The organism is Streptomyces sp. NBC_00988 (assembly GCF_045162645.1).
Taxonomy (GTDB): domain Bacteria; phylum Actinomycetota; class Actinomycetes; order Streptomycetales; family Streptomycetaceae; genus Streptomyces.
In genome coordinates, this window is sequence record NZ_CP108730.1 from 7,387,753 (window position 1) to 7,409,720 (window position 21,968).

General features: G+C 70.0%; 22 protein-coding genes. 15 read left to right on the plus strand and 7 right to left on the minus strand.

The features are described from left to right. Positions 1-340 precede the first annotated feature (340 nt). Entirely contained in the window at positions 341-904 is a 564-nt protein-coding gene (locus OG496_RS34145) for a hypothetical protein (RefSeq protein WP_405973637.1), read from the minus strand. 159 nt (positions 905-1,063) lie between these two features. Between OG496_RS34145 and tsaB the strand changes: the two genes are divergently transcribed. From tsaB to OG496_RS34170, 5 genes are all read left to right on the plus strand, one after another. Beyond that, positions 1,064-1,717: a tRNA (adenosine(37)-N6)-threonylcarbamoyltransferase complex dimerization subunit type 1 TsaB gene (gene tsaB, locus OG496_RS34150; RefSeq protein WP_405973638.1), complete on the plus strand. Its 654-nt coding sequence runs from the start codon at positions 1,064-1,066 to the stop codon at positions 1,715-1,717. A 29-nt stretch (positions 1,718-1,746) separates the two neighbouring features. Next, entirely contained in the window at positions 1,747-2,265 is a 519-nt protein-coding gene (gene rimI / locus OG496_RS34155) for a ribosomal protein S18-alanine N-acetyltransferase (protein ID WP_405976759.1), read from the plus strand. Then, entirely contained in the window at positions 2,258-3,361 is a 1,104-nt protein-coding gene (gene tsaD, locus OG496_RS34160) for a tRNA (adenosine(37)-N6)-threonylcarbamoyltransferase complex transferase subunit TsaD (protein WP_405973639.1), read from the plus strand. The genes rimI and tsaD overlap by 8 nt, the downstream gene beginning before the upstream one ends. Before the next feature lie 14 nt (positions 3,362-3,375). Continuing rightward, positions 3,376-3,615, plus strand: coding sequence for a hypothetical protein (locus OG496_RS34165; protein WP_405976760.1), 240 nt, complete (start codon positions 3,376-3,378; stop codon positions 3,613-3,615). Positions 3,616-3,677: 62 nt separating this feature from the next. Continuing rightward, the gene (locus OG496_RS34170) at positions 3,678-3,854 is read left to right on the plus strand and encodes a hypothetical protein (RefSeq protein ID WP_366489196.1); all 177 of its coding nucleotides are present in this window, start codon (positions 3,678-3,680) and stop codon (positions 3,852-3,854) included. Between the two features lie 22 nt (positions 3,855-3,876). Here OG496_RS34170 and OG496_RS34175 read toward each other — a convergent pair whose 3' ends face one another. From OG496_RS34175 to OG496_RS34190, 4 genes are read right to left on the minus strand one after another with little or no spacing between them, the layout of a single operon-like run. Further along, on the minus strand, positions 3,877-6,189 hold the full coding sequence (locus tag OG496_RS34175) for a glycoside hydrolase family 3 N-terminal domain-containing protein (protein WP_405973640.1): 2,313 nt from the start codon (positions 6,187-6,189) through the stop codon (positions 3,877-3,879). Between the two features lie 34 nt (positions 6,190-6,223). After that, entirely contained in the window at positions 6,224-7,096 is an 873-nt protein-coding gene (locus tag OG496_RS34180) for a carbohydrate ABC transporter permease (RefSeq protein WP_399387577.1), read from the minus strand. A gap of 31 nt (positions 7,097-7,127) precedes the next feature. After that, positions 7,128-7,943 carry a carbohydrate ABC transporter permease gene (locus OG496_RS34185; RefSeq protein WP_405976761.1) on the minus strand — a complete coding sequence of 272 codons (816 nt, stop codon included), beginning with the start codon at positions 7,941-7,943 and terminating at the stop codon, positions 7,128-7,130. Positions 7,944-7,990: 47 nt separating this feature from the next. After that, the gene (locus OG496_RS34190; RefSeq protein ID WP_405973641.1) at positions 7,991-9,319 is read right to left on the minus strand and encodes an ABC transporter substrate-binding protein; all 1,329 of its coding nucleotides are present in this window, start codon (positions 9,317-9,319) and stop codon (positions 7,991-7,993) included. Between the two features lie 108 nt (positions 9,320-9,427). On the opposite strand from OG496_RS34190, the gene OG496_RS34195 reads away from it, so the two are divergent. The 5 genes from OG496_RS34195 (at position 9,428) to OG496_RS34215 (ending at position 15,078) form a co-directional block, all read left to right on the plus strand. Continuing rightward, positions 9,428-10,486: a LacI family DNA-binding transcriptional regulator gene (locus OG496_RS34195; RefSeq protein WP_366489201.1), complete on the plus strand. Its 1,059-nt coding sequence runs from the start codon at positions 9,428-9,430 to the stop codon at positions 10,484-10,486. 138 nt (positions 10,487-10,624) lie between these two features. Beyond that, complete coding sequence (locus OG496_RS34200) at positions 10,625-11,971, plus strand: endo-1,4-beta-xylanase (protein ID WP_405973642.1); 1,347 nt, start codon at positions 10,625-10,627, stop codon at positions 11,969-11,971. Positions 11,972-12,106: 135 nt separating this feature from the next. Beyond that, positions 12,107-13,159, plus strand: a complete 1,053-nt coding sequence (locus OG496_RS34205) for an LCP family protein (protein WP_405973643.1) — start codon at positions 12,107-12,109, stop codon at positions 13,157-13,159. Between the two features lie 166 nt (positions 13,160-13,325). After that, complete coding sequence (locus OG496_RS34210) at positions 13,326-13,682, plus strand: YciI family protein (protein WP_043676922.1); 357 nt, start codon at positions 13,326-13,328, stop codon at positions 13,680-13,682. A gap of 88 nt (positions 13,683-13,770) precedes the next feature. After that, positions 13,771-15,078 (plus strand): RNA polymerase sigma factor, encoded by a 1,308-nt coding sequence (locus OG496_RS34215; RefSeq protein ID WP_405973644.1) that lies wholly within the window; start codon positions 13,771-13,773, stop codon positions 15,076-15,078. Positions 15,079-15,124: 46 nt separating this feature from the next. On the opposite strand, the gene OG496_RS34220 is transcribed toward OG496_RS34215, so the two are convergent. Then, positions 15,125-16,306, minus strand: coding sequence for a THUMP-like domain-containing protein (locus OG496_RS34220; RefSeq protein WP_405973645.1), 1,182 nt, complete (start codon positions 16,304-16,306; stop codon positions 15,125-15,127). A 101-nt stretch (positions 16,307-16,407) separates the two neighbouring features. Here OG496_RS34220 and OG496_RS34225 point away from each other — a divergent pair, with 101 nt between their 5' ends. From OG496_RS34225 to groL, 5 genes are all read left to right on the plus strand, one after another. Further along, positions 16,408-17,382 (plus strand): polysaccharide deacetylase family protein, encoded by a 975-nt coding sequence (locus tag OG496_RS34225; RefSeq protein ID WP_405973646.1) that lies wholly within the window; start codon positions 16,408-16,410, stop codon positions 17,380-17,382. Continuing rightward, entirely contained in the window at positions 17,379-18,095 is a 717-nt protein-coding gene (locus OG496_RS34230) for a hypothetical protein (protein WP_405973647.1), read from the plus strand. The genes OG496_RS34225 and OG496_RS34230 overlap by 4 nt, the downstream gene beginning before the upstream one ends. A 78-nt stretch (positions 18,096-18,173) precedes the next feature. Further along, complete coding sequence (locus OG496_RS34235) at positions 18,174-18,596, plus strand: hypothetical protein (protein ID WP_405973648.1); 423 nt, start codon at positions 18,174-18,176, stop codon at positions 18,594-18,596. A gap of 344 nt (positions 18,597-18,940) precedes the next feature. Next, the gene (groES, locus tag OG496_RS34240) at positions 18,941-19,249 is read left to right on the plus strand and encodes a co-chaperone GroES (protein ID WP_019055579.1); all 309 of its coding nucleotides are present in this window, start codon (positions 18,941-18,943) and stop codon (positions 19,247-19,249) included. Between the two features lie 150 nt (positions 19,250-19,399). Beyond that, the gene (gene groL, locus OG496_RS34245) at positions 19,400-21,022 is read left to right on the plus strand and encodes a chaperonin GroEL (RefSeq protein ID WP_366489209.1); all 1,623 of its coding nucleotides are present in this window, start codon (positions 19,400-19,402) and stop codon (positions 21,020-21,022) included. Between the two features lie 121 nt (positions 21,023-21,143). On the opposite strand, the gene OG496_RS34250 is transcribed toward groL, so the two are convergent. Continuing rightward, on the minus strand, positions 21,144-21,917 hold the full coding sequence (locus OG496_RS34250; protein ID WP_405973649.1) for an SDR family NAD(P)-dependent oxidoreductase: 774 nt from the start codon (positions 21,915-21,917) through the stop codon (positions 21,144-21,146). Positions 21,918-21,968: the final 51 nt, after the last annotated feature.

A 21,968-nucleotide genomic window follows, 5' to 3' on the forward strand; every position in this document is an offset into this window, starting at 1 on the left:
GGCGCGGGGGGTGCGGGCGGTGTGGGTTCCGACAAGGTGTCGGCAAGATGTTGCGTTCGGGGTCTCGCGCGTGGTCACATGGTATCCAGTTCGTAGTTAGGTCTACCTAACTACGCCTGCCCCCGGCTCCCAGGAGGCGTCCATGTCGGCTTCAGAGAACCAGCGTGAGTGGGCGCGGCCGTCTGCGTTCGCTGGGGTGTCCATGCGGGAACTGTTGGCGGCGGGGGAAGCGGCCAAGGCTGTTTCTACGCCGCCTCGCGCGCCGGAGGCCCCGCCGGTTGAGCCGCGTAAAGCCGCGTAGTCGTTCGGCTGCGGGCGCGATCCCCGTCAGCGGGTCGCGTCAGCGAATCACTACGATCGACTGGCCGATCGTCGCGAACTCCCACATGGCCGCGCCGTCCTCGATGGACTCGCGGATGCCGCCCGACTTCGTCGTGGGGTCGGGATCGTCCGTCGCGCCGCTGACCGCCGCGCTGAAGCCGATGGCGACGTTGTCCGCGTTGGTGAAGCGGACGACGTGCTGGATGGGGGTGCCGTCGGTGCCGGTGATGGCGTTCGAGCGGGAGGTGACCGGATAGGTGCCCGTGGGCGGGTCCACCGTGCCGGGGGTGACCTTGAACGTGCGGTTGACCTTGTTGTTCTCGGCGACCAGCCACACCCGGTCGTCGTCCACCGAGTACACGACCCGCTCGCCCTTGCCGGAGCCGGCGGGCAGCGCGGCGGGGTTCTTCTTGTCGCGCGGGGCCTTCTTGGCGGCCACCGCCGCGGGTGAGGCGTTCGCGGCGGCGCCCGTGTCCCCCAGCCCGGCCGGGACGGTCGCCGACGCCTGATAGGCGAGGAAACCGACCGTGGCGACCGCCGCCACGGTGAGCCCGGCCACGATTCCCGAGCTGCTGCCGGCCATCAGCGCCCACCTCCGCGTCTCGTACGTCTACGTCCTGTGTCGGTGCCCCGTACGGTCCCGTACGTCCCGTAAGTCCGGTGACCCTAGGTGACCGTAGCAGCCGGGGCCGGGCCGACCGGGGCGGCCGTGCTCGCGGCGCCGGAGCCGTAGGCTGTTTGCGTGCTCTTGCTCGCTCTCGATACCGCCACCCCCGCCGTCACCGTCGCCCTGCACGACGGCGAGGCCGTCATCGCCTCGTCGAGTCAGGTGGACGCGCGCCGCCACGGTGAGCTGCTGCTCCCGGCCGTCGACCACGTGCTCGCCGACGCCGGGCTCACGCTCGACGCCGTCACGGGAATCGTCGTGGGCATCGGCCCCGGCCCCTACACCGGGCTGCGCGTCGGGCTGATGACCGCCGACACCTTCGGGTTCGCGCTCGACGTGCCCGTGCACGGTGTGTGCACGCTGGACGGCCTTGCCTACGCCACCGACCTCGACGGCCCCTTCGTCGTCGCCACGGACGCGCGGCGCAAGGAGGTCTACTGGGCGCGCTACGCCGACTCCCGGACCCGCGTCACCGACCCGGCCGTCGACCGGCCCGCCGACATCGCCGAGCAGGTCGCAGGACTGCCCGCCGTCGGCGCCGGTGCGCTGCTCTACCCGGACACCTTCCCGGCCGCCCACGAGCCGGAGCACGTGTCCGCCGCCGCGCTCGCCTCGCTGGCCGCGGAGAGACTCGCGGCGGGCGTCGAACTCCCCGCGCCCCGGCCGCTGTACCTGCGCCGTCCCGACGCCCAGGTGCCCAAGAACTACAAGGTGGTCACCCCCAAGTGACCGAATCCCTGAGCCCTCGGCTGCGCGAGATGCGCTGGTGGGACATCGACTCCGTGCTGGAACTGGAGAAGGACCTCTTCCCCGAGGACGCCTGGTCCCGGGGCATGTTCTGGTCCGAACTGGCGCATGCGCGGGGGGCGGAGGCGACCCGGCGGTACCTGGTGGCCGAGGCGGACGGTGAGGAGACCGGGAGCGGCGTGCGGGTCATCGGCTACGCCGGTCTCGCCACCACCGGCGACCAGGCCGACATCCAGACCATCGCCGTCGCCCGCGACCACTGGGGCACCGGCCTCGGCTCCACCCTGCTGACCGAACTCCTCACCGCGGCAAGCGAGTTCGAGTGCGCCGAGGTCATGCTGGAGTGCCGCGTCGACAACGTCCGCGCGCAGAAGCTGTACGAGCGCTTCGGCTTCGCCCCGATCGGATTCCGGCGCGGCTACTACCAGCCGGGCAACGTCGACGCCCTGGTGATGCGCCTGACCACAGATCCCGACAGCAGCTCCGCTGCGGGGTCAACTTCCGTACAAGGAACCGAGATCCATGACTGACTCACGCGACGAGCCTCTCGTCCTGGGCATCGAGACCTCCTGCGACGAGACCGGCGTCGGCATCGTCCGCGGCACCACCCTGCTGGCGGACGCGGTCGCGTCCAGCGTCGACGAGCATGCCCGTTTCGGCGGGGTCGTACCGGAGGTGGCGTCCCGCGCCCACCTGGAGGCGATGGTCCCGACGATCCAGCGCGCGCTGAAGGACGCGGGCGTGAGCGCCCGTGACCTCGACGGCATCGCGGTCACGGCGGGGCCGGGGCTCGCGGGTGCCCTGCTCGTCGGCGTCTCCGCCGCCAAGGCCTACGCCTACGCCCTCGGCAAGCCCCTCTACGGCGTGAACCACCTCGCCTCCCACATCTGCGTGGACCAGCTGGAACACGGCCCGCTCCCGGAACCGACGATGGCGCTCCTGGTGTCCGGCGGCCACTCCTCCCTCCTCCTCTCCTCGGACATCACCTCGGACGTACGGCCGCTGGGTGCGACGATCGACGACGCGGCGGGCGAGGCCTTCGACAAGATCGCGCGTGTCCTGAACCTCGGTTTCCCGGGCGGGCCGGTCATCGACCGGTACGCGAAGGAGGGCGACCCCAGGGCGATCACCTTCCCGCGCGGACTGACCGGGCCGCGCGACCCGGCGTACGACTTCTCCTTCTCCGGGCTGAAGACGTCCGTGGCCCGCTGGATCGAGGCGAAGCGGGCGGCGGGGGAGGACGTGCCGGTGCGCGATGTGTCGGCGTCCTTCCAGGAGGCCGTCGTCGACGTCCTGACCCGCAAGGCCGTACGCGCCTGCAAGGACGAGGGCGTCGACCACCTGATGATCGGCGGCGGGGTGGCGGCCAACTCCCGCCTGCGGGCCCTGGCGGCGGAACGCTGCGAGGCCGCCGGCATCCGCCTCCGCGTCCCGCGCCCGAAGCTGTGCACGGACAACGGCGCGATGGTCGCCGCGCTGGGTGCGGAAATGGTGGCGCGGAACCGGGTCCCCTCGGACTGGGACCTCTCGGCCGACTCGTCCCTCCCGGTGACGGACCCGCACGTCCCGGGACATCACCACCACGACCACGTGCACGAGGTCAGCAAGGAGAACCTGTACTCGTGACGACGGTCGCCTTGATGTGGGAGGCCCGGGCGGTCCCCGGGCGGGGCGAGGAACTCCTCGCCTGGGCACGGGAGCAGCGGCTCCCGGCCGAGCCCCTGCGCCGGGAGTTCCTGCGCGCACCCCAGGACCGGGTGCTCGTCATCACGTGGTGGGACGCGGAGTACGATACCGAGCTGCCCGAACTGCCCGAGCCGGGCGGGGAGTTGGTGACTCGGGCGGTGCATCGGTGGCGGTTCGAGTCGGTGGGCGAGTAACAAGGGTTCTGCCCCCAGCGCCTCCGTCGCACATCACCCAACAGACCGTCGGGAGGCTCTTCTTGAAGCGCGTGGTCCTGTCCGTCGGTTTCATGGCCGTGGCCATGACGATCACGTCCCTCATCACCGAGCACGCGCTGCCACCGTTGCTGGAGGTCGTGACGTTCCTGGTCGTGGCGTTCGCGGCGCTCGGCGTGGGGGCACTGATACAGGCGGGCCGGCGCAAGGCCAGGAGATAGCGCCTGAGGACGGCCGGCGGCGTCACTCACCGAGGCCGACCTCGCACCGCAACCGCCGCTCCGCCCCCACCACCCGCACGGGACCCGTCAGCGTCAGCCGCGTCGTGTGGCGTACCTCCGCGCTGGAAACCCCCAACCTCAGCTCCAGTACGCCCGGTTCGACCACCCGGCGCCCCGAGCGGTCCGTGAACGCCGACAGGTCCGCGTGGAAGTGGAAGGTCACCCGCGTCGCCTCGCCGGGGCCCAACTCCAGACGCTGGTAACCGATCAGGCGGACGTCCGGGCGGGTCACCGAGGCGACCGGGTCGTGGAGGTAGAGCTGGACGATCTCCGTGCCGGTGCGGTCGCCGGTGTTGCGGACGGTGAGGGGCAGGTCGTAGGAGCCGTCCGTGTCGATCTCCAACTCCCTCTCCAACTCCCTTGATCCGGCGGGCTCCCACTCGAACGTCGTGTACGAGCGGCCGTGGCCGAAGGGGTACAGCGGGGTCGGGTCCAGGCTGCTGACCTCGTCGGCCAGGCCCAACGGGGGTTGCAGGTACGTCCATGGCTGGCCGCCGGGCATGTGCGGGACGCTCACCGGGAGGCGGCCCGACGGGTTGACGCGGCCCGACAGCACTCCCGCCACTGCCGGGCCGCCTTCCTCCCCAGGGAAGAACGCCTGGACCACCGCGCCCAGTCGGCCGTGCCAGCGGCCCAGCGCGTAGGGGCGACCGGTCAGGAGGACCAGGACCACCGGGACGCCCGTCGAGACCAGTGCGTCGAGCAAGTCGGCCTGTACGCCCGGTAGTTGGAGGTCCGCCACATCGCAGCCCTCGCCCGATGTGCCGCGTCCGAACAGGCCCGCGCGGTCGCCGAGCACCGCCACGCACACGTCCGCCTCCGCCGCCCGCGCCACCGCCTCCTCGAAACCGGAGGTGTCCGGGCCGGAGACGTCACACCCCTCCGCGAACGTCACCTTGGCGTCCGGGAGTTCGGCCCGCAGCGACTCCAGCACCGTGGGGATCTCGATGCCCATCGGCACCTCGGGGTGGTGTGTACCCACGTGGGACGGGAAGGAGTAGCAGCCGAGCATGGCGAGAGCGTCCGCCGCCCGCGGGCCGACCACGGCGATGCGCGCATCCGATGTCAGCGGCAGCAGACCGTCCGGGTTGTCCAGCAACACCACTGATTCCTCGGCCAGTTGACGGGCCAGGGCGCGGTTCGCCGTCGAGTCCAGGTCGATCCGGCCGGTCGGCTCCGGGGACCAGTCCTCGTCCAGGAGTCCCAACTCGGCCTTCTGCAACAGCACTCGGCGCGCCGCCCGGTCCACCAGCGACTCCGGGATCTCGCCCGCCCGCACCGCCTCCACGAGCGGTTTCCCGTAGCACTTCAGGGTCGGGAGCTCTACGTCGATGCCCGCCTCCAGCGCCACATGGGCCGCCTGCGCCGGGCTGCCCGCCACCCGGTGGAGCGTCTCCAGGAAGCCGATGCCGAAGTAGTCGGCGACCACGGTGCCGGTGAACTGCCAGTCGTCACGCAGGAGTTCGGTCAGCAGGCGGGGGTCCGCCGACGCCGGTACGCCGTCCGTCTCGTTGTACGCCGCCATCACCGAGCGCGCCCCGCCCTCCCGCAGCGCCATCTCGAACGGCGGCAGGGTCACGTCCGCGAACTCCCGTACCCCGGCCCGCACCGGCGCCAGGTTCCGCGCGCCCACTGAGGACGCGTACCCGGCGAAGTGCTTCAGCGTCGCGACGACCCCGGCCGACTCCAGCCCCCGCACGTAAGCCGTACCGATGGTCCCCACCAGGTAGGGGTCCTCGCCGATCGTCTCCTCCACCCGGCCCCAGCGCGGATCCCGTACGACGTCCAGGACCGGGGCGAGCCCCTGGTGGACGCCGGCCGCGCGCAGGTCCGCGCCGATGTGCCGGGCCATCTCCTCGACCAGCTCCGGGTCGAAGCTGGCGCCCCACGCCAACGGCACCGGGTACGCCGTCGCACCCCACGCGGTGAAGCCCGCCAGGCACTCCTCGTGCGCCACCGCCGGGATGCCGAAACGGCCCGCCGCCGCGATCCGGCGCTGCGCGCGGGCCAGCGCCTGCGCGCCCAACTCCGGGTCCACCGGCGCCGTACCGAAGGAACGGGTGAGCTGGCCAAGACCCCGGGTGATCAGCTCGTCCCAGTCGTACTCCGAGGTCATCTCCCGCTGCAGCGGGGCGACTCCGTCGCCGTCCGTGGCGGCGCCCACCCACACGCCGTAGAGCTGGGCGGTCTTCTCCTCCAGGGTCATCCGGGCGAGCAGGTCGTCGACGCGGGCGGCGGCGGGCAGGGCGGGGTCGCGCCAGGGGGTGGTGGTCATGAAACTCCGTTCGGAAAGGGTGAGTTGGGGCAGCTCACTTGCCGCCCACGCCCATCAGGCCGCCGACCAGGGCGCGCCGGGCCACCAGGTAGACGGCGAAGATCGGGATGCCGGAGAGGACGACCGAGGCGAGCAGGGCCGGGATGTTCACGCCGAACTGGCTGACGTAGTTGAAGAGTCCGAGTGTGAGGACCCTCGGTCCGTCGGACTGGGTGAAGATCAGCGGGAAGAGGAAGCCGTTCCAGGCCTGGAGCGCCGCGTAGATGACGACCGTGCTGATACCGCCCTTGGTCATCGGGATGACCAGTTGGAACAGCATCCGCGTCGCCGACGCGCCGTCGAGCGCCATCGCCTCGTACAGGTCCTCCGAGATGTCCCGCAGCGTGCCGGTCAGGATCAGCACGGAGACCGGCATCGCGAACGCCGCGGTCGGGAGGATGACCGCCAACAGGCTGTCGTACAGGTCGAGTTTGGCGATCATCAGGTACAGGGGGACCACGACTGCCTGTGCCGGGATCGCCACGCCCATCAGGAACAGGCGGAAGGCCGCGCTCGACCAGACCGTGCGCGTGCGTACGGCCACGTAGGCCAGCGGGACGCACAGCACCAGGACGATTCCTACGACCGCCGCCGCCACCAGTGCCGTGTTCGCGAGGAAGTGGCCGAAGCCGTTGTGCAGGACGGTGTTGTAGTTGGCGAAGGTCGGATCGGTGGGCGGCTTCAGGGCGTTGTTGCCCAGCGCCTTGTCCTGGCGGGTGAGGGACGCCGAGATCATCGCGTAGATCGGGACGATGACGACCGCGAGCCAGAGGAGGGAGCCGAGGCCGGCGACGGGGTTGGGGCGCTTGGTCCAGTGGCGGCGCCTGTGGGTGCGCGGAGGTTCCACCGGTTCCCCTGCCGTCTTCACCGGACGCGGCAACGTGTCGTGTGACACTCCGTCACATCCCTTCGCGGGTACTGCGCATGGCGCCGAAACCGGTGAGCCGGACGAGGACCAGGGACAGCGCGGTGGCGATGACGACCAGGAAGGTCGCGATCGCGCTCGCGTAGCCGAAGTCGTAGCTCTTGAAGCCGGCTTCGTACATCAGGTACGGCAGGATCGCCGTGTCCGTGCCGGGGCCGCCCTGGGTGAGGATCAGGACGGTCTCGAAGTAGGTGAGCGAGCCGACGATCATCAGCACGCTGGAGGTCGTCGCCGTGTTGCGGAGTTGAGGCAGCGTGATCGAGAAGAACTGCCGGTAGCGACCGGCGCCGTCGATTGCCGCCGCCTGGTAGAGCACTTCGGGGATCTGACGGGCTCCGCCCTGGTAGATCAGCGTGTGGAAGGGGATGAACTGCCAGCCCCCGACGAACACGATCGCGAGGAACGCCCCGCTCGTCGAGCCGAGCGTGTCCTGGTGGATGACACCGAAGTTGGGGTCCAGCAGCGCGTAGAAGAGCAGCGCGATCGCCGTCGAGGACAGCAGGAACGGCACGAAGAAGATCGCGGAGAGGACGGCCCGGTTGCGCTGGCGCCCGGCCGCCCAGACACCGAGAAGCAGGGAGACCACTGTCTGGAAGGCCCAGCTGGTCACCGTCAACAGCACGGTGACGGTGAGGGACTGGGTCAGCCGGTCGTCGTTCAGGAGCTTCTGCCAGTTGGCGAGGCCGATCGGCTTCGGATCCCCGAGCCCGTTCCACCGGGTGAAGGAGAGATAGACGGCGAGGAGCATGGGGGCCACTGCGAAGAAGGCGAAGAACAGGACACCTGGGATCGCCCACACGGCGTGTGGGCGACCCGCCTTCGTCGCTGCGCTCTGGGTCACTTGAGCCCCTTGAGCGCGGACACGAACTGACTGGGTGAACTCTTCCCCACGAACAGCTTGTTGATCTCGGTCAGCATCGGCGTGGACACATCCGGATCCACCGCCTGGTCCCAGCTCAACGTGAACGCCGGTGCCTGCTGCACCATTTGGTACTGGAACTTCGCGAACTCCGGGTTGGGCGAGGAGTCCAGCAGCTTCTCCGCGTTGGAGGTGGTCGGGATGTCCCCGTTGGCGACCAGGTCCTTCGCGTACGCCTCCGACGCACAGTCACGAAGGAACGCGATCGCCGCGTCCTTGTTGCCCGTACGGGCGTTCACCGACCAGTAGTTGGTGGGGTTCCCGACCACGTTACGGATATCGCCGGCACCCCCTTCGTACTTCGGGAACGCGAACCACCCCAGGTTGTTCTTCGCGAAGTCGGGAAACTTCCCGAGCTGTGTCGAGTACTCCCACGACCCCATCAGATGCATCGCCGCCTTGCCCTTGGCGAAAACCGCGGGCGCCCCACCGTTGACGTACGACACAGAGCTGAACCCCTTGCCGAACGCCCCGTCGTCGATGAGCTGCTTGACCGTCTCGGCGGCCTTGAGGACGGCCGGGTCGCCCCAGCCGGACGCGTCACCGTTCTTGATCCTGTCGAAGACGTCGGGCCCGCCGATCCGGTCGACCAGGTACTCCAGCCACATCAACTCGGGCCAGATGTCGGCGCCGCCGAGGGCGAACGGGGTGATGTTCGCCGCCTTCAGCTTCTTGTTGATGTCGAGCAACCCGGCCCAGGTGGTGGGTGGTTGGAGCTTGTGCGCGGCGAAGACCGTCTTGTTGTAGAAGAGGATCACCGGCTGCATACCGCGCATCGGTATGCCGTAGTTCTTGCCCTTGAGCGCGCCCGCCGCGAGCACCGACGGCAGGAAGCCGTCCTTGAGGGCCGGGTCGGACTTGATGGTGTCGGTGAGGTCGACCAGCTGGTTCGCCTCCTGGTACGCCTTGATCGAGCCGCCGCCCCAGTTGAAGAAGACGTCCGGCGCGTTCGGTGAGCCCATCGCCGTGCGCAGCTTGGCCGGGTAGTCGGTGCCGGGCACCTTCTCCAGCTTGATCTTGCCCTTGGCCTTCTTCGCCGCCGCCGACGCGTTGAACCGGGTGACGGCCTTGACCTGCACCTTCGCCGCGTCGTCGCCGTAGGTGAAGGCGGTGACCGTGCCGCTGCCGCCGGTGCTGTCGCTGGAGCCGCAGGCCGTGAGCCCGGTGGTGAGCAGGGTGGTGGCACCGGCGCCGAGCACCCAGCGCCTGCTGAACGTACGCCCGCCGTTGGACGTGTTGGGCTCCATGGACAGCACCTCTCGTGCGAATGTTTCGAGCCGTTCTGCGAATGTTCCGGGAACCTAAGGCGCGCTGGGGGGTTCGTCAAGAGGTCGCGCAGGGATACGATCGCCGCCATGACAGCCCCGGATTCCGCCGAAACCCAGACAGCGGGTCGGCCGACCCAGACCGCCACGCTCGCCGAGATCGCCCGCGAGGCCGGAGTGTCGGCTCCGACTGTTTCGAAGGTCCTCAACGGCCGTGCCGACGTCGCTCCAGCGACCCGCACCCGCGTCGAGGACCTGCTCCGCGTCTACGGCTACCGGCGCCGCCGCGCCGAGGCGACCCGCTCCCCGCTGATCGACCTGGTCTTCCACGAGCTGGAGAGCGCCTGGGCGATGGAGGTCATCCGGGGCGTGGAGAACGTGGCGCGCGACTCCGGGCTGAGCGTGGTGCTCAGCGAGAGCGCGGGGCGGCTGACCCCGGGCCGGACCTGGGCCGACCAGGTCGCCGCCCGCCGCCCGCACGGCGTGATCCTCGTCCTCTCCGGGCTCGACGAGTCCCAGCGGGCGCTGCTCACCAGCCGTTCCATCCCGTTCGTGGTGATGGACCCGGCCGGCGACCCGGGCGCCGACGTGCCCTCGATCGGCGCCACCAACTGGCAGGGCGGGCTTGCCGCCACCCGGCATCTCGTCGAGCTGGGCCACACCCGGATCGGCGCGATCAGTGGACCGTCCCGGATGATGTGCAGTCGCGCCCGGGTCGACGGATACCGGGCCGCGCTGGAGACGGCCGGGCTGCCGGTCGACCCCTCGCTGATCACCACCGGCGACTTCCACCACGAGGCCGGCTACCGGCTCGGCCTTGAGCTCCTGCGCCGCCCGGACCGGCCCACCGCCGTCTTCGCCGGCAACGACCTCCAGGCCCTCGGCCTGTACGAGGCCGCGCGCGAACTGGGCCTGCGCATCCCGGAGGACCTGAGCGTGGTCGGCTTCGACGATCTGCCGGTCGCCCGCTGGGTCGGCCCGCCGCTGACGACCGTACGACAGCCCCTCACCGAGATGGCCGAGGCGGCGGCCAAGCTGGTGCTCGACCTCGGGCGCGAGCGGGAGACCTCGGCGGCACGGCGGGTGGAGCTGGCGACGAGCCTGGTGGTGCGGAGCAGCACGGCGGCGCCGGCATCCCTGGCTCCGTGACGCGGGCGGTACGGCGGTTTCCGCTTCCGTGAGTGACGGACGTGGCCGGAAGGTGACGTATTGACGAGTGGGGTGAGTCGCCCCACACTCCTCCGAAGCCAATCGGTTGCACAACCGAAACTTTCGGAGGCACCCGCAATGAGATCTCTGAGAACCGGCTTGTCCCTGGCGGCCCTGTTCACCGGCGCCGTCATGCTCTTCGCGGCACCCGCCGCGCACGCCGCCGACACCCCGCTGCGCGACCTCGCCGCCGCGAAGGGCAAAGTCGTCGGCACCGCGGTCACCGGCTCCAAGCTCACCGGCACGTACGGCGACATCGCGGGCAGCCAGTTCAGCTCGCTCACCCCCGGCAACGCCATGAAGTGGGAGACGGTCGAGCCGACGCAGGGCAGCTTCAACTGGTCGGAGGCGGACCAGATCGTCGCCTTCGCGCAGGCCCACAACCAGCAGGTGCGCGGCCACACCCTGGTCTGGCACAGCCAGAACCCGAGCTGGCTGACCAACGGCACCTGGACCTCGGCCCAGTTGAGCAGCCTGCTGCAGAACCACATCAGTACCGAAGTCGGCCGCTACAAGGGCGAGATCACCGCCTGGGACGTGGTGAACGAACCCTTCAACGAGGACGGCACCTACCGCTCGACGCTCTGGTACAACGGCCTCGGCGCCAACTACATAGCGCAGGCGCTGACTTGGGCCCACGCCGCCGACCCGGCCGCCAAGCTCTACATCAACGACTACAACGTCGAGGGCGTCAACGCGAAGTCCACCGCCCTCTACGACCTGGTCAAGTCCCTGAAGGCGGCGGGCGTCCCGATCGACGGGGTCGGCCTCCAGGCCCACCTCGTCCTCGGGCAGGTCCCGGCCACCCTCCAGCAGAACATCCAGCGCTTCGCCGACCTGGGCGTGGACGTGGCGATCACCGAGCTCGACGTACGGATGGCACTCCCGGCGGACAGCGCGAAACTCGCCCAGCAGAAGGCCGACTTCAAGAGCGTCATGGCCGCCTGCGTCGCCGTGGCGCGCTGCGTGAACGTCACCGTGTGGGGCTTCACCGACTCCGACTCCTGGGTCGACAGCACGTTCCCGGGCTACGGGGCGGCGACCCCGTACGACGCCAGCTACGCGCCGAAGCCGGCGTACTACGGCCTCTCGGAGGCGCTCGGCGGCACGACCACGACCCCGCCGCCGACCGGGGCGTGCTCGGCGACGTACGGCGTGACGAGTCAGTGGAACACCGGGTTCACCGGGCAGGTGACGATCGCCTGTTCCGGGGCCTCGCTGTCGTCCTGGAAGGCGAGTTGGACGTACGGCGCGGGCCAGCAGATCACGCAGGCCTGGAACGCGACCTGCACCCAGTCGGGCACGGCGGTGAGTTGTGCGAACGCGAGCTACAACGGGACGGTCCCGGACGGCGGTTCGGTGACGTTCGGCTTCAACGCGTCGTGGAGCGGGAGCAACCCGGTGCCGGTGGTGACCCTGGGATGAGGGAGGCGGGGGAGGCGCACGGGGGAGCGCTGGGGGAGTGAAGCGGGGCTGAGAACCGTGAGATTTTCCGTAGAAAACCGTCCTGAGACGCCTCCCCTAACTTTCTCCTAATAATTCACACTTACGTTCCTCCCCGTGACGGACAAAGAGAACGTTGACGAGGACAGACGCGTGGGCCGGCGATCGAGAGTGCTGAAGATCGCCGGCCTCACCCTGGCCGGCGTCCTCGTCCTGGGCGTGGGCACGGCGGGCTGGGCCTACTGGCACCTCAACAGCAACATCAAGAGCGTCGACATCGACAGCGCGCTCGGCACCGACCGCCCCGCCAAGGCGGTGACCACACCGTCCGCCGCCGCGTCCGCGTCCGCCACCCCCGTGCCGACCGGCTCCCTCAACATCCTGGTCCTCGGCTCCGACTCGCGCAGCGGCAAGGAGAACAAGGCGCTCGGCGGCGGCGACAGCTCCGGCGCCCGCTCCGACACGGCGATGGTCGTCCACATCGACGCGGGCCGTAAGAAGGCCACGATCGTCAGCATCCCGCGCGACACCCTCGTCACCCGCCCGTCCTGCCCGCTGTCGTCGGGGGGTTCCACGTCGGTGGCGTATAACGCGATGTTCAACACCGCGTACTCGGTGGGCGGGCCGGTGTGCGCGGTCAAGACGGTCGAGTCGATCACGGACGTCCGCATGGACCACTACATAGAGATCGACTTCGCGGGCTTCGCGAAGCTGGTGAACGCGCTGGGCGGCGTCACGGTGACGACCACGCAGGACATCGACGACGACGACAGCCACCTGCACCTCAAGAAGGGCACCCATCACCTCAACGGCAAGCAGGCCCTGGCCCTCGCCCGCACCCGGCACGGCATAGGCGACGGCAGCGACCTCGGCCGAATAGGCCTCCAACAGATGCTGGTGAAGGCCCTGTTGACCCAGATCTCCACCCACGACCTCCTCACCGACCCCACCAAGCTCTACGAGGTCACCGACGCGGTCACGGACAGCATCACCACCGACACCGGCCTCGACTCCCTGAGCGAACTGATCAGCCTCGGCCAGAGCCTGAAGGGCCTGTCGGCGGACGCGGTGACGACGGTGACGATGCCGAACGTCACGGCGCCGTCGGACCCGAACCGGGTGGTGGCGAAGGAACCGGCGGCGAGCGATCTGTGGGAGTCGCTGCGCTGAGAGGACGCCTACTGAGCCTGCGCTGACCTGCGGAAATGGGTGGGCGGAAAAAATCTTCGGGGTTTTCCGGCGAGTGTGTCGATCCGCTCGCCCCTCGTTCGACGCATGGTTGAAAGGCCGGGAACAGCCCGGTCGGAGAACGCAGAGAACGAACCGAGGAGTCACCATGCCCCGCTACCTCTCCCTCGTGCAGATCGACGAGAAGACCGCCCCCGCCGAGGGCCCGAGCCCCGAGCTGATGCAGCGCATGGGCGAGCTGATCGAGGAGATCACCAAGGCCGGCGTCATGCTCGACACCGCCGGCCTCACCCCGACCGCGCAGGGCGCCCGCGTGCACTGGGAGGGCGGCAAGATCTCCGTGACCGACGGCCCGTTCACCGAGTCCAAGGAGGTCGTCGGCGGCTACGCGCTCATGCAGTGCAAGGACATGGCCGAGGCGATCGAGTGGACGAAGCGGTTCCTGAAGGTGCACGAGGAGTTCTGGACGGTGACCTGCGAGGTGCGGGAGATCGCGGAGGGCTGAGCCTTCCCCGGCCCTGCCCGGTTTCCGTGGCCTTTCCTTTCCCGGCCTTCCTTGGTCTGAGGCCGCCGGGGGTGTTGCATGGTGGGTTGTGACTCCGGAATCACAACCCACCGCAGACCCGCGTGCCACCGCCACGAACGCTCGCGGCAACGCCACGGACCCGCACAGCACCATCGAGACCGTCTTCCGCATCGAGTCCCCCCGCGTCATCGCCGCCGTCGCCCGCCTGGTCCGCGACGTCGGCATCGCCGAGGAACTCGCGCAGGACGCGCTGGTCGCCGCGCTGGAGCAGTGGCCGAGGGACGGTGTGCCCGACAACCCGGGCGCCTGGCTCATGGCGACGGCCAGGCACCGCGCCGTCGACCTGATCCGGCGCCGGGAGAACTACGCCCGCAAGCTCCAGGAGATCGGCCGCACCCTGGAGACGACGGCCCCGCCCGAGGAACCCCCGGCCCCCGACGACATCGACGACGACCTCCTGCGCCTGGTCTTCACCACCTGCCACCCGGTGCTGTCCCCCGAGGCCCGCACCGCCCTCACCCTCCGCCTCCTCGGCGGCCTGACCACCCCCGAGATCGCCCGCGCCTTCCTCGCCCCCGAGCCGACGATCGCCCAGCGCATCGTCCGCGCCAAACGCACCCTCGCCACCAAGAACGTCGCCTTCGAGGTCCCCTACGGCCCCGACCGCGAGGCCCGCCTGGGCTCGGTCCTGGACGTCATCTACCTCATCTTCAACGAGGGTTACGCGGCGACGGCGGGCGACGACTGGCTTCGCCCGAGCCTCTGCGAGGACGCGCTCCGCCTGGCCCGTCTCCTCTCCGGCCTGATGCCGAAGGAACCCGAAGTGCACGCCCTGGCCTCCCTGTTGGAGTTCCAGGCCTCCCGCTCGGCCGCCCGCACGGCCCCGAACGGCGACCCCGTCCTCCTCAGGGACCAGAACCGCCGCCGCTGGAACCGCCTCCTCATCGCCCGCGGCATCACCGCCCTCGGCCGCGCCGACGCCGTGTCCACCGGCGCCCCCGGCCCCTACGCCCTCCAGGCCGCCATCGCCGCCTGCCACGCCCACGCGTACACCTACGACGAGACCGACTGGCCGACGATCGCGACCCTGTACGGCCTCCTCGCGACCCGATCCCCGTCCCCTGTAGTGGAGTTGAACCGCGCGGTGGCCATCTCCATGGCGCAGGGCCCGGCGCCGGCACTGGAGATCGTCGACACCCTCGCCTCCGAACCGGCCCTGCGCGACTACCACTTGCTCCCGAGCGTCCGCGGCGACCTGCTCCTCCGCCTGGGCCGTACGACGGAGGCGAAGGCGGAGTTCGTCAGGGCGGCTTCGCTGGCGCGCAACGAACGCGAACGCCAATTCCTGCTGCGCCGGGCGGCGGAGGCGTCGTAGCGCGGGTCATAGCGCAAAGGGGGTCCATAGACAGTTGCTTTGACCGTCAGACAGGCCGCCCGATCAACATCGCCGGCGCCCCCGCCACCCGAGTAAGAAACACCGTCGCCGAGTTGGGCCCCTGAGGCTTCACCTTCCGCCGCAGCTCCTCCGGTTCGACGGCCGACCCCCGCTTCTTCACGGTGAGGACGCCCACCTCCCGCTCCCGCAGCAACGCCTTCAACTTCTTTACGCCGAAGGGAAGTCGGTCGGTGATCTCATAGGCGGTGGCATACGCGGTAGGCCGTAGCTCATCCGCCGTCACATACGCGATGGTCTCGTCGACAAGCCCACCCCCCACCTCCTCCGCCACCTCGGCAACCAGGTGCGCACGGATGACCGCACCGTCGGGTTCGTACAAGTACCGTCCGACGGAACGCACTTCAGGGTTAGGCAACCCGCGCCCGTGCAGAACTCGCGGTCCGGGCAGCAGAGTTGCCCGCACCGCCCCCGGCCGCACTCCCGCCCCGAACCACAGCACCGCCTCCTTCACGTCACCCCCGTCCGAGATCCACTCCGCCTCGGCCTCCGCCGGGATCGCCTCGTGCGGTACCCCGGGTGCGATCTTCAGCGCGGCGAGCGGGGCCGTCGTAGCGGCGCCGATGGCCCAGGACAACGGCGGGGAGTACGCCTCGGGGTCGAAGATGCGGCCGCGGCCGCCGCGCCGTGCGGGGTCGACGAACACGGCGTCGTACGCGGACGTGTCGACGTCGGTGACATCCGCCTCGCGGACCTCGATCAGGTCGGCGAGTCCCAACGCCTCCGCGTTCGCGCGGGCCACGGCCACCGTCAGCGGGTCGCGGTCCACGGCCAGGACCCGCACCCCCGCCCGTGCCAGCGCGATCGCGTCGCCGCCGATGCCGCAGCAGAGGTCGGCGACGGAGGTCACGCCGCGGTCCAGGAGGCGGGCGGCGCGGTAGGTGGCGACGGTGGCCCGGGTGGACTGTTCGAAGCCGTTCGGGGTGAAGAACATCCGGTCGGCGTCCTCGGGTGTGAACTTCGCCGCTGCCGCGCGTTGGCGCAGCCGGGCCTGGCCGAGGGCCGCCGAGACGAGGTCGGCGGGGTGGTCGCGGCGCAGGCGGGTGGCGACGGCGAGTTCCTTGGCCGGGTCGGTGCCACGGACCTCGTCGAGGAGGGCGCGGCCCTCGGGGGTGAGCAGGGCGGCGAAGGCGAGTACGGGGTCGTTCACCGGGACATTGTGGGCCAGTCGGTGGACGGTGTGCCTCCGGTGGCGGTGTGTTGGCGGTGTCGGCGCGGGATCGGGGCCGGGGCCTGAAAAGATCCGACCCCATGCGAGTAGTCGTACAAAATGACATCAATCGGGCGTGTGCGAGCCGGGGAGACCGGGGAACCCTGGGCGATCGGGGTCGGACGGCGGGAGTCGCCCGTGGTGCGCTCGCCGCCCTCGCGCTCGCCGCTCTCGTCTCCGGCTGCGGCCAGCCCGGCCCGGGCGCGGGCGTCCACCCGGCGCAGGGCGCGCAGCCGCTGCACGCGCCCCCGGCCCGCGCGCTGGACTCCTACGCGAGCAAGTTGCGCGCCGCGTACGCCGCGCGGGCTGCCGCGGCCAAGCGCTGGGGGCTGGCGAAGGTGCCCCTCCAGGCGCCGCCGGCACCCGCGCAGAAGCCGGAGATCACCGCGCGCAAGGGCTTCGAGGTGGACGACCAGGAGGAGTTGAACCTCCCGCCGGTCTTCACCACGATCCCCACGAAGCAGAAGATCGTCTTCCTCACCATCGACGACGGCGAGAACAAGGACCCCGCGTTCCTGCGGATGATGAGCGACCTGAAGATCCCGTACACGGCCTTCCTCAGCAACTACCTGGTGAAGGACGACTACGGCTACTTCCGGAAGATGCAGGCCCAGGGGCACACGGTCAACAACCACACCCTCACGCACCCGTATCTGCCGGGCCTGTCCTACGCCGAGCAGAAGCGCGAGATCTGCGGCATGCAGGACATCATGAAGAAGCAGTTCGGCAAGGCCCCGACCGTGTTCCGGCCGCCGTACGGGAACTACAATCACGACACCCTCGTCGCCGCGAAGTCCTGTGGCGTCAAGTACGCCCCGATCTGGGACGAGGAGGTGTTCGTCGACCACTGGGAGTACCGCGAGGACGACCGGTCCCTGCACCCCGGCGACATCGTCCTGACGCACTTCCGGGGCCGCGAGGACTGGAAGGGCACGATGGTCGACGACATGCGCCGCTTCCTGGGCAAGGTCACGGCCGAGGGTTACGCGGTGGCCCGCCTGGAGGACTACCTGTGAGGCGGGCGGGCCGTCTGCGGGTACCGGTGGCCGTCGCGTCGGCGGCCGCTCTGCTGTTCCTCACCGGTTGCGCCCAGTCCGTCGACCCCATCGAACGGCTCGGCAAGAAGGCCGCCCAACGCGTCCACCCGCACGGCCCGGCCCGCGAACAGCCGTACCGCCACTGGGGTTTGACGGCCCCGCTGGCCCCCGCCCCGAAACCGTCCCCTCACCCCGCCGCCCGCTCGGCGGGTCCGGGCCTTCCACCCGTCGTGGACCACGTCCGCACCCGCGACCGGGTCGTCTTCCTGACCTACGACCACGACGCGAGCGCCCGCCGGGACCCGAGGTTCACCGACCTGATCCGCGAACTGCGCCTCCCGGTCACGGAGTTCCGCACACCCCCGAAGCCCGCCCGCTTCACCGGCCTGCCCTACGCCACCCAGCGCACCGAGATCTGCGGCCACCGCCCCCACCCCGGCTCCCGCCTGCTCCGGCCCCCCGAGGGCACGTACGACACGACGACCCGCCGCGCCGCGGCCGACTGCGGCATCTCCGCCCTGGTCCTCTGGCGGGCCTCCACGACGACCGGCACCCTGACCTACGCCCGGGGCGACCACCGGCTCACCCCCGGAGACATCGTCCAGATCACCCCGACCGGCACGACGGCCCGCCTCCTCCGGGGCATCCAGGAGCGGGGTCTGACGGTGGGGCGCCTGGAGGACTACCTCTAGGGCCGGTCCCGTAGGTGTCAGTCGCCCCGGATAGCCTGCCGCGCACGTCGAACGGCGGTGAGTGGAAAGGGCCTTGCGATGGGTGGCAACGAGTGGACCTCCATCGGGCCGTACCAGAGGGATCTGGAGTCGGCGTTCCGGCAGGCGCAGGAACAGGAACTGGCCAAGGACGACCACGGGTTTCCGGGGCGGGACATCGTCGATCTGTGGGAGGACGACGGCTGGCGGGAGTACATCCTGACGGGCGGCACGTCCTCCGTGCTCGACTTCTACGCGCTCATCGACGCGGCGTCCGGAGACGACTTCGCCATGATGCGGCCACTGTCCGAGGGCGAGCTGTGCGACTGGACGCCTGAGGGCAGACCCACCCGCGAGCGATGGATCGCCGCTCTCCGCATCGGGGATCTGGCCTTCCCGGGCCGTGGAACGGGCCGGTGCACGATCCTCTACCGCGACGGCGAGCCGGCGGAGATCGGCTACTGGGGGTGCACGGCGGACTAGTGCGGGAACCGTCCAACGCCGGTCGGCAAAATCAGCCCGTCCGGCGTTTGAGGACGAGGCCGAAGGCCGATAGCGGGGGTCTGGGGGCGCAGCCCCCAAGGACGGCGGCATCAAGCACAGGCCCGCCACACGGCTCAGGGTGACGTCAAAATTCCGCTCAAGCGCCGCGGGCATTGGCACTCCGCTTGACCGAGTGCTAATCGCAGTCATAGTCTCAGACCTGGCACTCCCCCCTGGAGAGTGCCAATAGCGACGGGCAGGTCCGGCACCCGCGACGACGGATCGACCTGGTCGCCACCTCAGACAGTTAACCCCGTGAGATCTCCGAAGGGGGAGGTCGGATCGTGACGACCGCCAGCTCCAAGGTTGCCATCAAGCCGCTCGAGGACCGCATTGTGGTCCAGGCGCTCGAAGCCGAGCAGACCACGGCCTCTGGCCTGGTCATCCCGGACACCGCGAAGGAGAAGCCCCAGGAGGGCGTCGTCCTCGCGGTGGGCCCGGGTCGCTTCGAGAACGGCGAGCGCCTGCCGCTCGACGTCCAGACCGGCGACATCGTGCTGTACAGCAAGTACGGCGGCACCGAAGTGAAGTACCAGGGCGAGGAGTACCTCGTCCTCTCGGCCCGCGACGTGCTCGCGGTCATCGAGAAGTAGTTCACCCGGTACCACCCGGATGTACTGAGCTTCACCGATACACCCAGTTTTGCAGTGAGCTGCGCCCCTGGCCCCCGCGACCTTATGAAGCCGGGCGTCAGGGGCGTAGTTCGTTTCACCCACGTTTTCCGAGAGGGCTGAACCGCTCCCATGGCGAAGATCCTGAAGTTCGACGAGGACGCCCGTCGCGCCCTCGAGCGCGGCGTCAACAAGCTTGCCGACACGGTGAAGGTGACGATCGGCCCCAAGGGCCGCAACGTCGTCATCGACAAGAAGTTCGGCGCCCCCACCATCACCAACGACGGTGTCACCATCGCCCGCGAGGTCGAGCTGGAGGACCCGTACGAGAACCTCGGTGCCCAGCTGGTGAAGGAGGTGGCGACCAAGACCAACGACATCGCGGGTGACGGCACCACCACCGCCACCGTGCTCGCCCAGGCGCTCGTGCGCGAGGGCCTGCGCAACGTCGCCGCGGGTGCCTCCCCGGCCGCCCTGAAGAAGGGCATCGACGCCGCCGTCAAGGCCATCTCCGACGAGCTGCTCGCCACCGCGCGGCCCATCGACGACAAGGCCGACATCGCCGCCGTCGCCGGTCTGTCCGCGCAGGACAGCCAGGTCGGCGAGCTCATCGCCGAGGCGATGGACAAGGTCGGCAAGGACGGTGTCATCACCGTCGAGGAGTCCAACACCTTCGGTCTGGAGCTGGACTTCACCGAGGGCATGGCCTTCGACAAGGGCTACCTGTCGCCGTACTTCGTGACGGACCAGGAGCGCATGGAAGCGGTCCTCGAAGACCCGTACATCCTCATCCACCAGGGCAAGATCAGCTCCATCCAGGACCTGCTGCCGCTGCTGGAGAAGGTCATCCAGGCCAACGCCTCCAAGCCGCTGCTGATCATCGCCGAGGACGTCGAGGGCGAGGCCCTGTCGACCCTGGTCGTGAACAAGATCCGCGGCACGTTCAACGCGGTCGCGGTCAAGGCCCCCGGCTTCGGCGACCGCCGCAAGGCGATGCTCGGCGACCTCGCCACCCTCACCGGCGGTCAGGTCATCGCCGAGGAGGTCGGCCTCAAGCTCGACCAGGTCGGCCTGGACGTGCTGGGCTCCGCCCGCCGCGTGACGGTCACCAAGGACGACACGACCGTCGTCGACGGTGCCGGCGACTCCTCCGAGGTCGCGGGCCGCGTCAACCAGATCAAGGCCGAGATCGAGAACACCGACTCCGACTGGGACCGCGAGAAGCTCCAGGAGCGCCTCGCGAAGCTGGCCGGCGGCGTGTGCGTGATCAAGGTCGGCGCCGCCACCGAGGTGGAGCTGAAGGAGAAGAAGCACCGTCTGGAGGACGCCATCTCCGCGACCCGCGCCGCGGTCGAGGAGGGCATCGTCTCCGGTGGTGGCTCCGCTCTGGTGCACGCCGCCAAGGTCCTGGAGGGCAACCTCGACAAGACCGGCGACGAGGCCACCGGTGTCGCGGTCGTCCGCCGCGCGGTCGTCGAGCCGCTGCGCTGGATCGCCGAGAACGCGGGCCTTGAGGGCTACGTCATCACCGCCAAGGTCGCCGACCTGGAGCCCGGCCAGGGCTTCAACGCCGCGACCGGCGAGTACGGCGACCTGGTCAAGGCCGGCGTCATCGACCCGGTCAAGGTCACCCGCTCCGCCCTGGAGAACGCCGCCTCCATCGCCTCCCTGCTCCTCACGACCGAGACCCTGGTCGTCGAGAAGAAGGAAGAGGAGGAGCCGGCCGCTGGTCACAGCCACGGCCACTCCCACTGACGCGAGTCGGTGAACCCGTAGTACGTGTACGTCGAAGGCCCGGCACCCTCTGGGGGAGCCGGGCCTTCGCGTTCCGCCGGAACCTTCGTCACCGAGGCCGCCGTCACCGTGGCGGCCGCCGTCACTGCGGCCCGTACTTCCGCCCGGTCTTCGAGGTGATCCCGCCCAGCACCGCCTGCGGGGTGACCTTCACCAGACCCATCAGCGCCTTGTAGCGCGGGTCCGGGATCGACAGCGACTTGCCGCGCGCCAGATCCGAGAGCGCCGCCGCGACCAGCTTGTCCGCGTCCAGCCACATCCAGTTCGGGATGTTGTCCGTCCCCATCCCGGCCCGCTCGTGGAACTCGGTCCGCACGAAGCCGGGCGCCAGCGCCATCAGCCGTACGCCCGTACCCGCCAGGTCCTTGGCCGCGCCCTGCGTGAACTGCACGACCCACGCCTTCGACGCGCCGTACGTCCCGCGCGGTACGAAGGCGGCGACGGAGGCCACGTTGACGACCCCGCCGCGCCCGCGCTCCCGCATCGCCTCGGTCGCCGCGCTGGTCAGCCGCAGCACCGCTTCGCAGTGCACCTTGAGCATCTTCAGCTCGTCGGCCATGGACACGTCGAGGTAGCGGCCCTTGTTGCCGAAGCCCGCGTTGTTGACCAGCAGGTCGACGGGGTTCTTGCGGTCGGCGAGACGGGCGGCCACCGTGTCGATGCCCTTGTCCGTGGCGAGGTCGGCGGTGAGCACCTCGGCCTCGATGCCGTGCCGGTCGTGCAGTTCGGTCGCCTGCTCCCCGAGCCGCTCGGTGTTGCGCGCCACCAGCACGAGGTTGTGTCCGTCCGCCGCGAGCCGCCGCGCGAACGCGGCACCGATGCCCGCGGTCGATCCCGTAATCAATGCCGTTGTCATGGCGCAAGATTAGTGACCTGGAGCAAGCCGGTCCGATCTCTGCACAGGCCC

What these genes read in the sequence shown, in the direction of transcription:
- OG496_RS34250 (WP_405973649.1), bottom strand. Translation starts at nt 21,917, where the DNA reads ATGACAACGGCATTGATTACGGGATCGACCGCGGGCATCGGTGCCGCG.
- tsaD (WP_405973639.1), top strand. Translation starts at nt 2,258, where the DNA reads ATGACTGACTCACGCGACGAGCCTCTCGTCCTGGGCATCGAGACCTCC.
- OG496_RS34195 (WP_366489201.1), top strand. Translation starts at nt 9,428, where the DNA reads ATGACAGCCCCGGATTCCGCCGAAACCCAGACAGCGGGTCGGCCGACC.
- OG496_RS34165 (WP_405976760.1), top strand. Translation starts at nt 3,376, where the DNA reads ATGTGGGAGGCCCGGGCGGTCCCCGGGCGGGGCGAGGAACTCCTCGCC.
- OG496_RS34225 (WP_405973646.1), top strand. Translation starts at nt 16,408, where the DNA reads ATGCGAGTAGTCGTACAAAATGACATCAATCGGGCGTGTGCGAGCCGG.
- OG496_RS34145 (WP_405973637.1), bottom strand. Translation starts at nt 904, where the DNA reads ATGGCCGGCAGCAGCTCGGGAATCGTGGCCGGGCTCACCGTGGCGGCG.
- OG496_RS34190 (WP_405973641.1), bottom strand. Translation starts at nt 9,319, where the DNA reads ATGGAGCCCAACACGTCCAACGGCGGGCGTACGTTCAGCAGGCGCTGG.
- groL (WP_366489209.1), top strand. Translation starts at nt 19,400, where the DNA reads ATGGCGAAGATCCTGAAGTTCGACGAGGACGCCCGTCGCGCCCTCGAG.
- OG496_RS34235 (WP_405973648.1), top strand. Translation starts at nt 18,174, where the DNA reads ATGGGTGGCAACGAGTGGACCTCCATCGGGCCGTACCAGAGGGATCTG.
- OG496_RS34210 (WP_043676922.1), top strand. Translation starts at nt 13,326, where the DNA reads ATGCCCCGCTACCTCTCCCTCGTGCAGATCGACGAGAAGACCGCCCCC.
- rimI (WP_405976759.1), top strand. Translation starts at nt 1,747, where the DNA reads ATGCGCTGGTGGGACATCGACTCCGTGCTGGAACTGGAGAAGGACCTC.
- OG496_RS34175 (WP_405973640.1), bottom strand. Translation starts at nt 6,189, where the DNA reads ATGACCACCACCCCCTGGCGCGACCCCGCCCTGCCCGCCGCCGCCCGC.
- OG496_RS34200 (WP_405973642.1), top strand. Translation starts at nt 10,625, where the DNA reads ATGAGATCTCTGAGAACCGGCTTGTCCCTGGCGGCCCTGTTCACCGGC.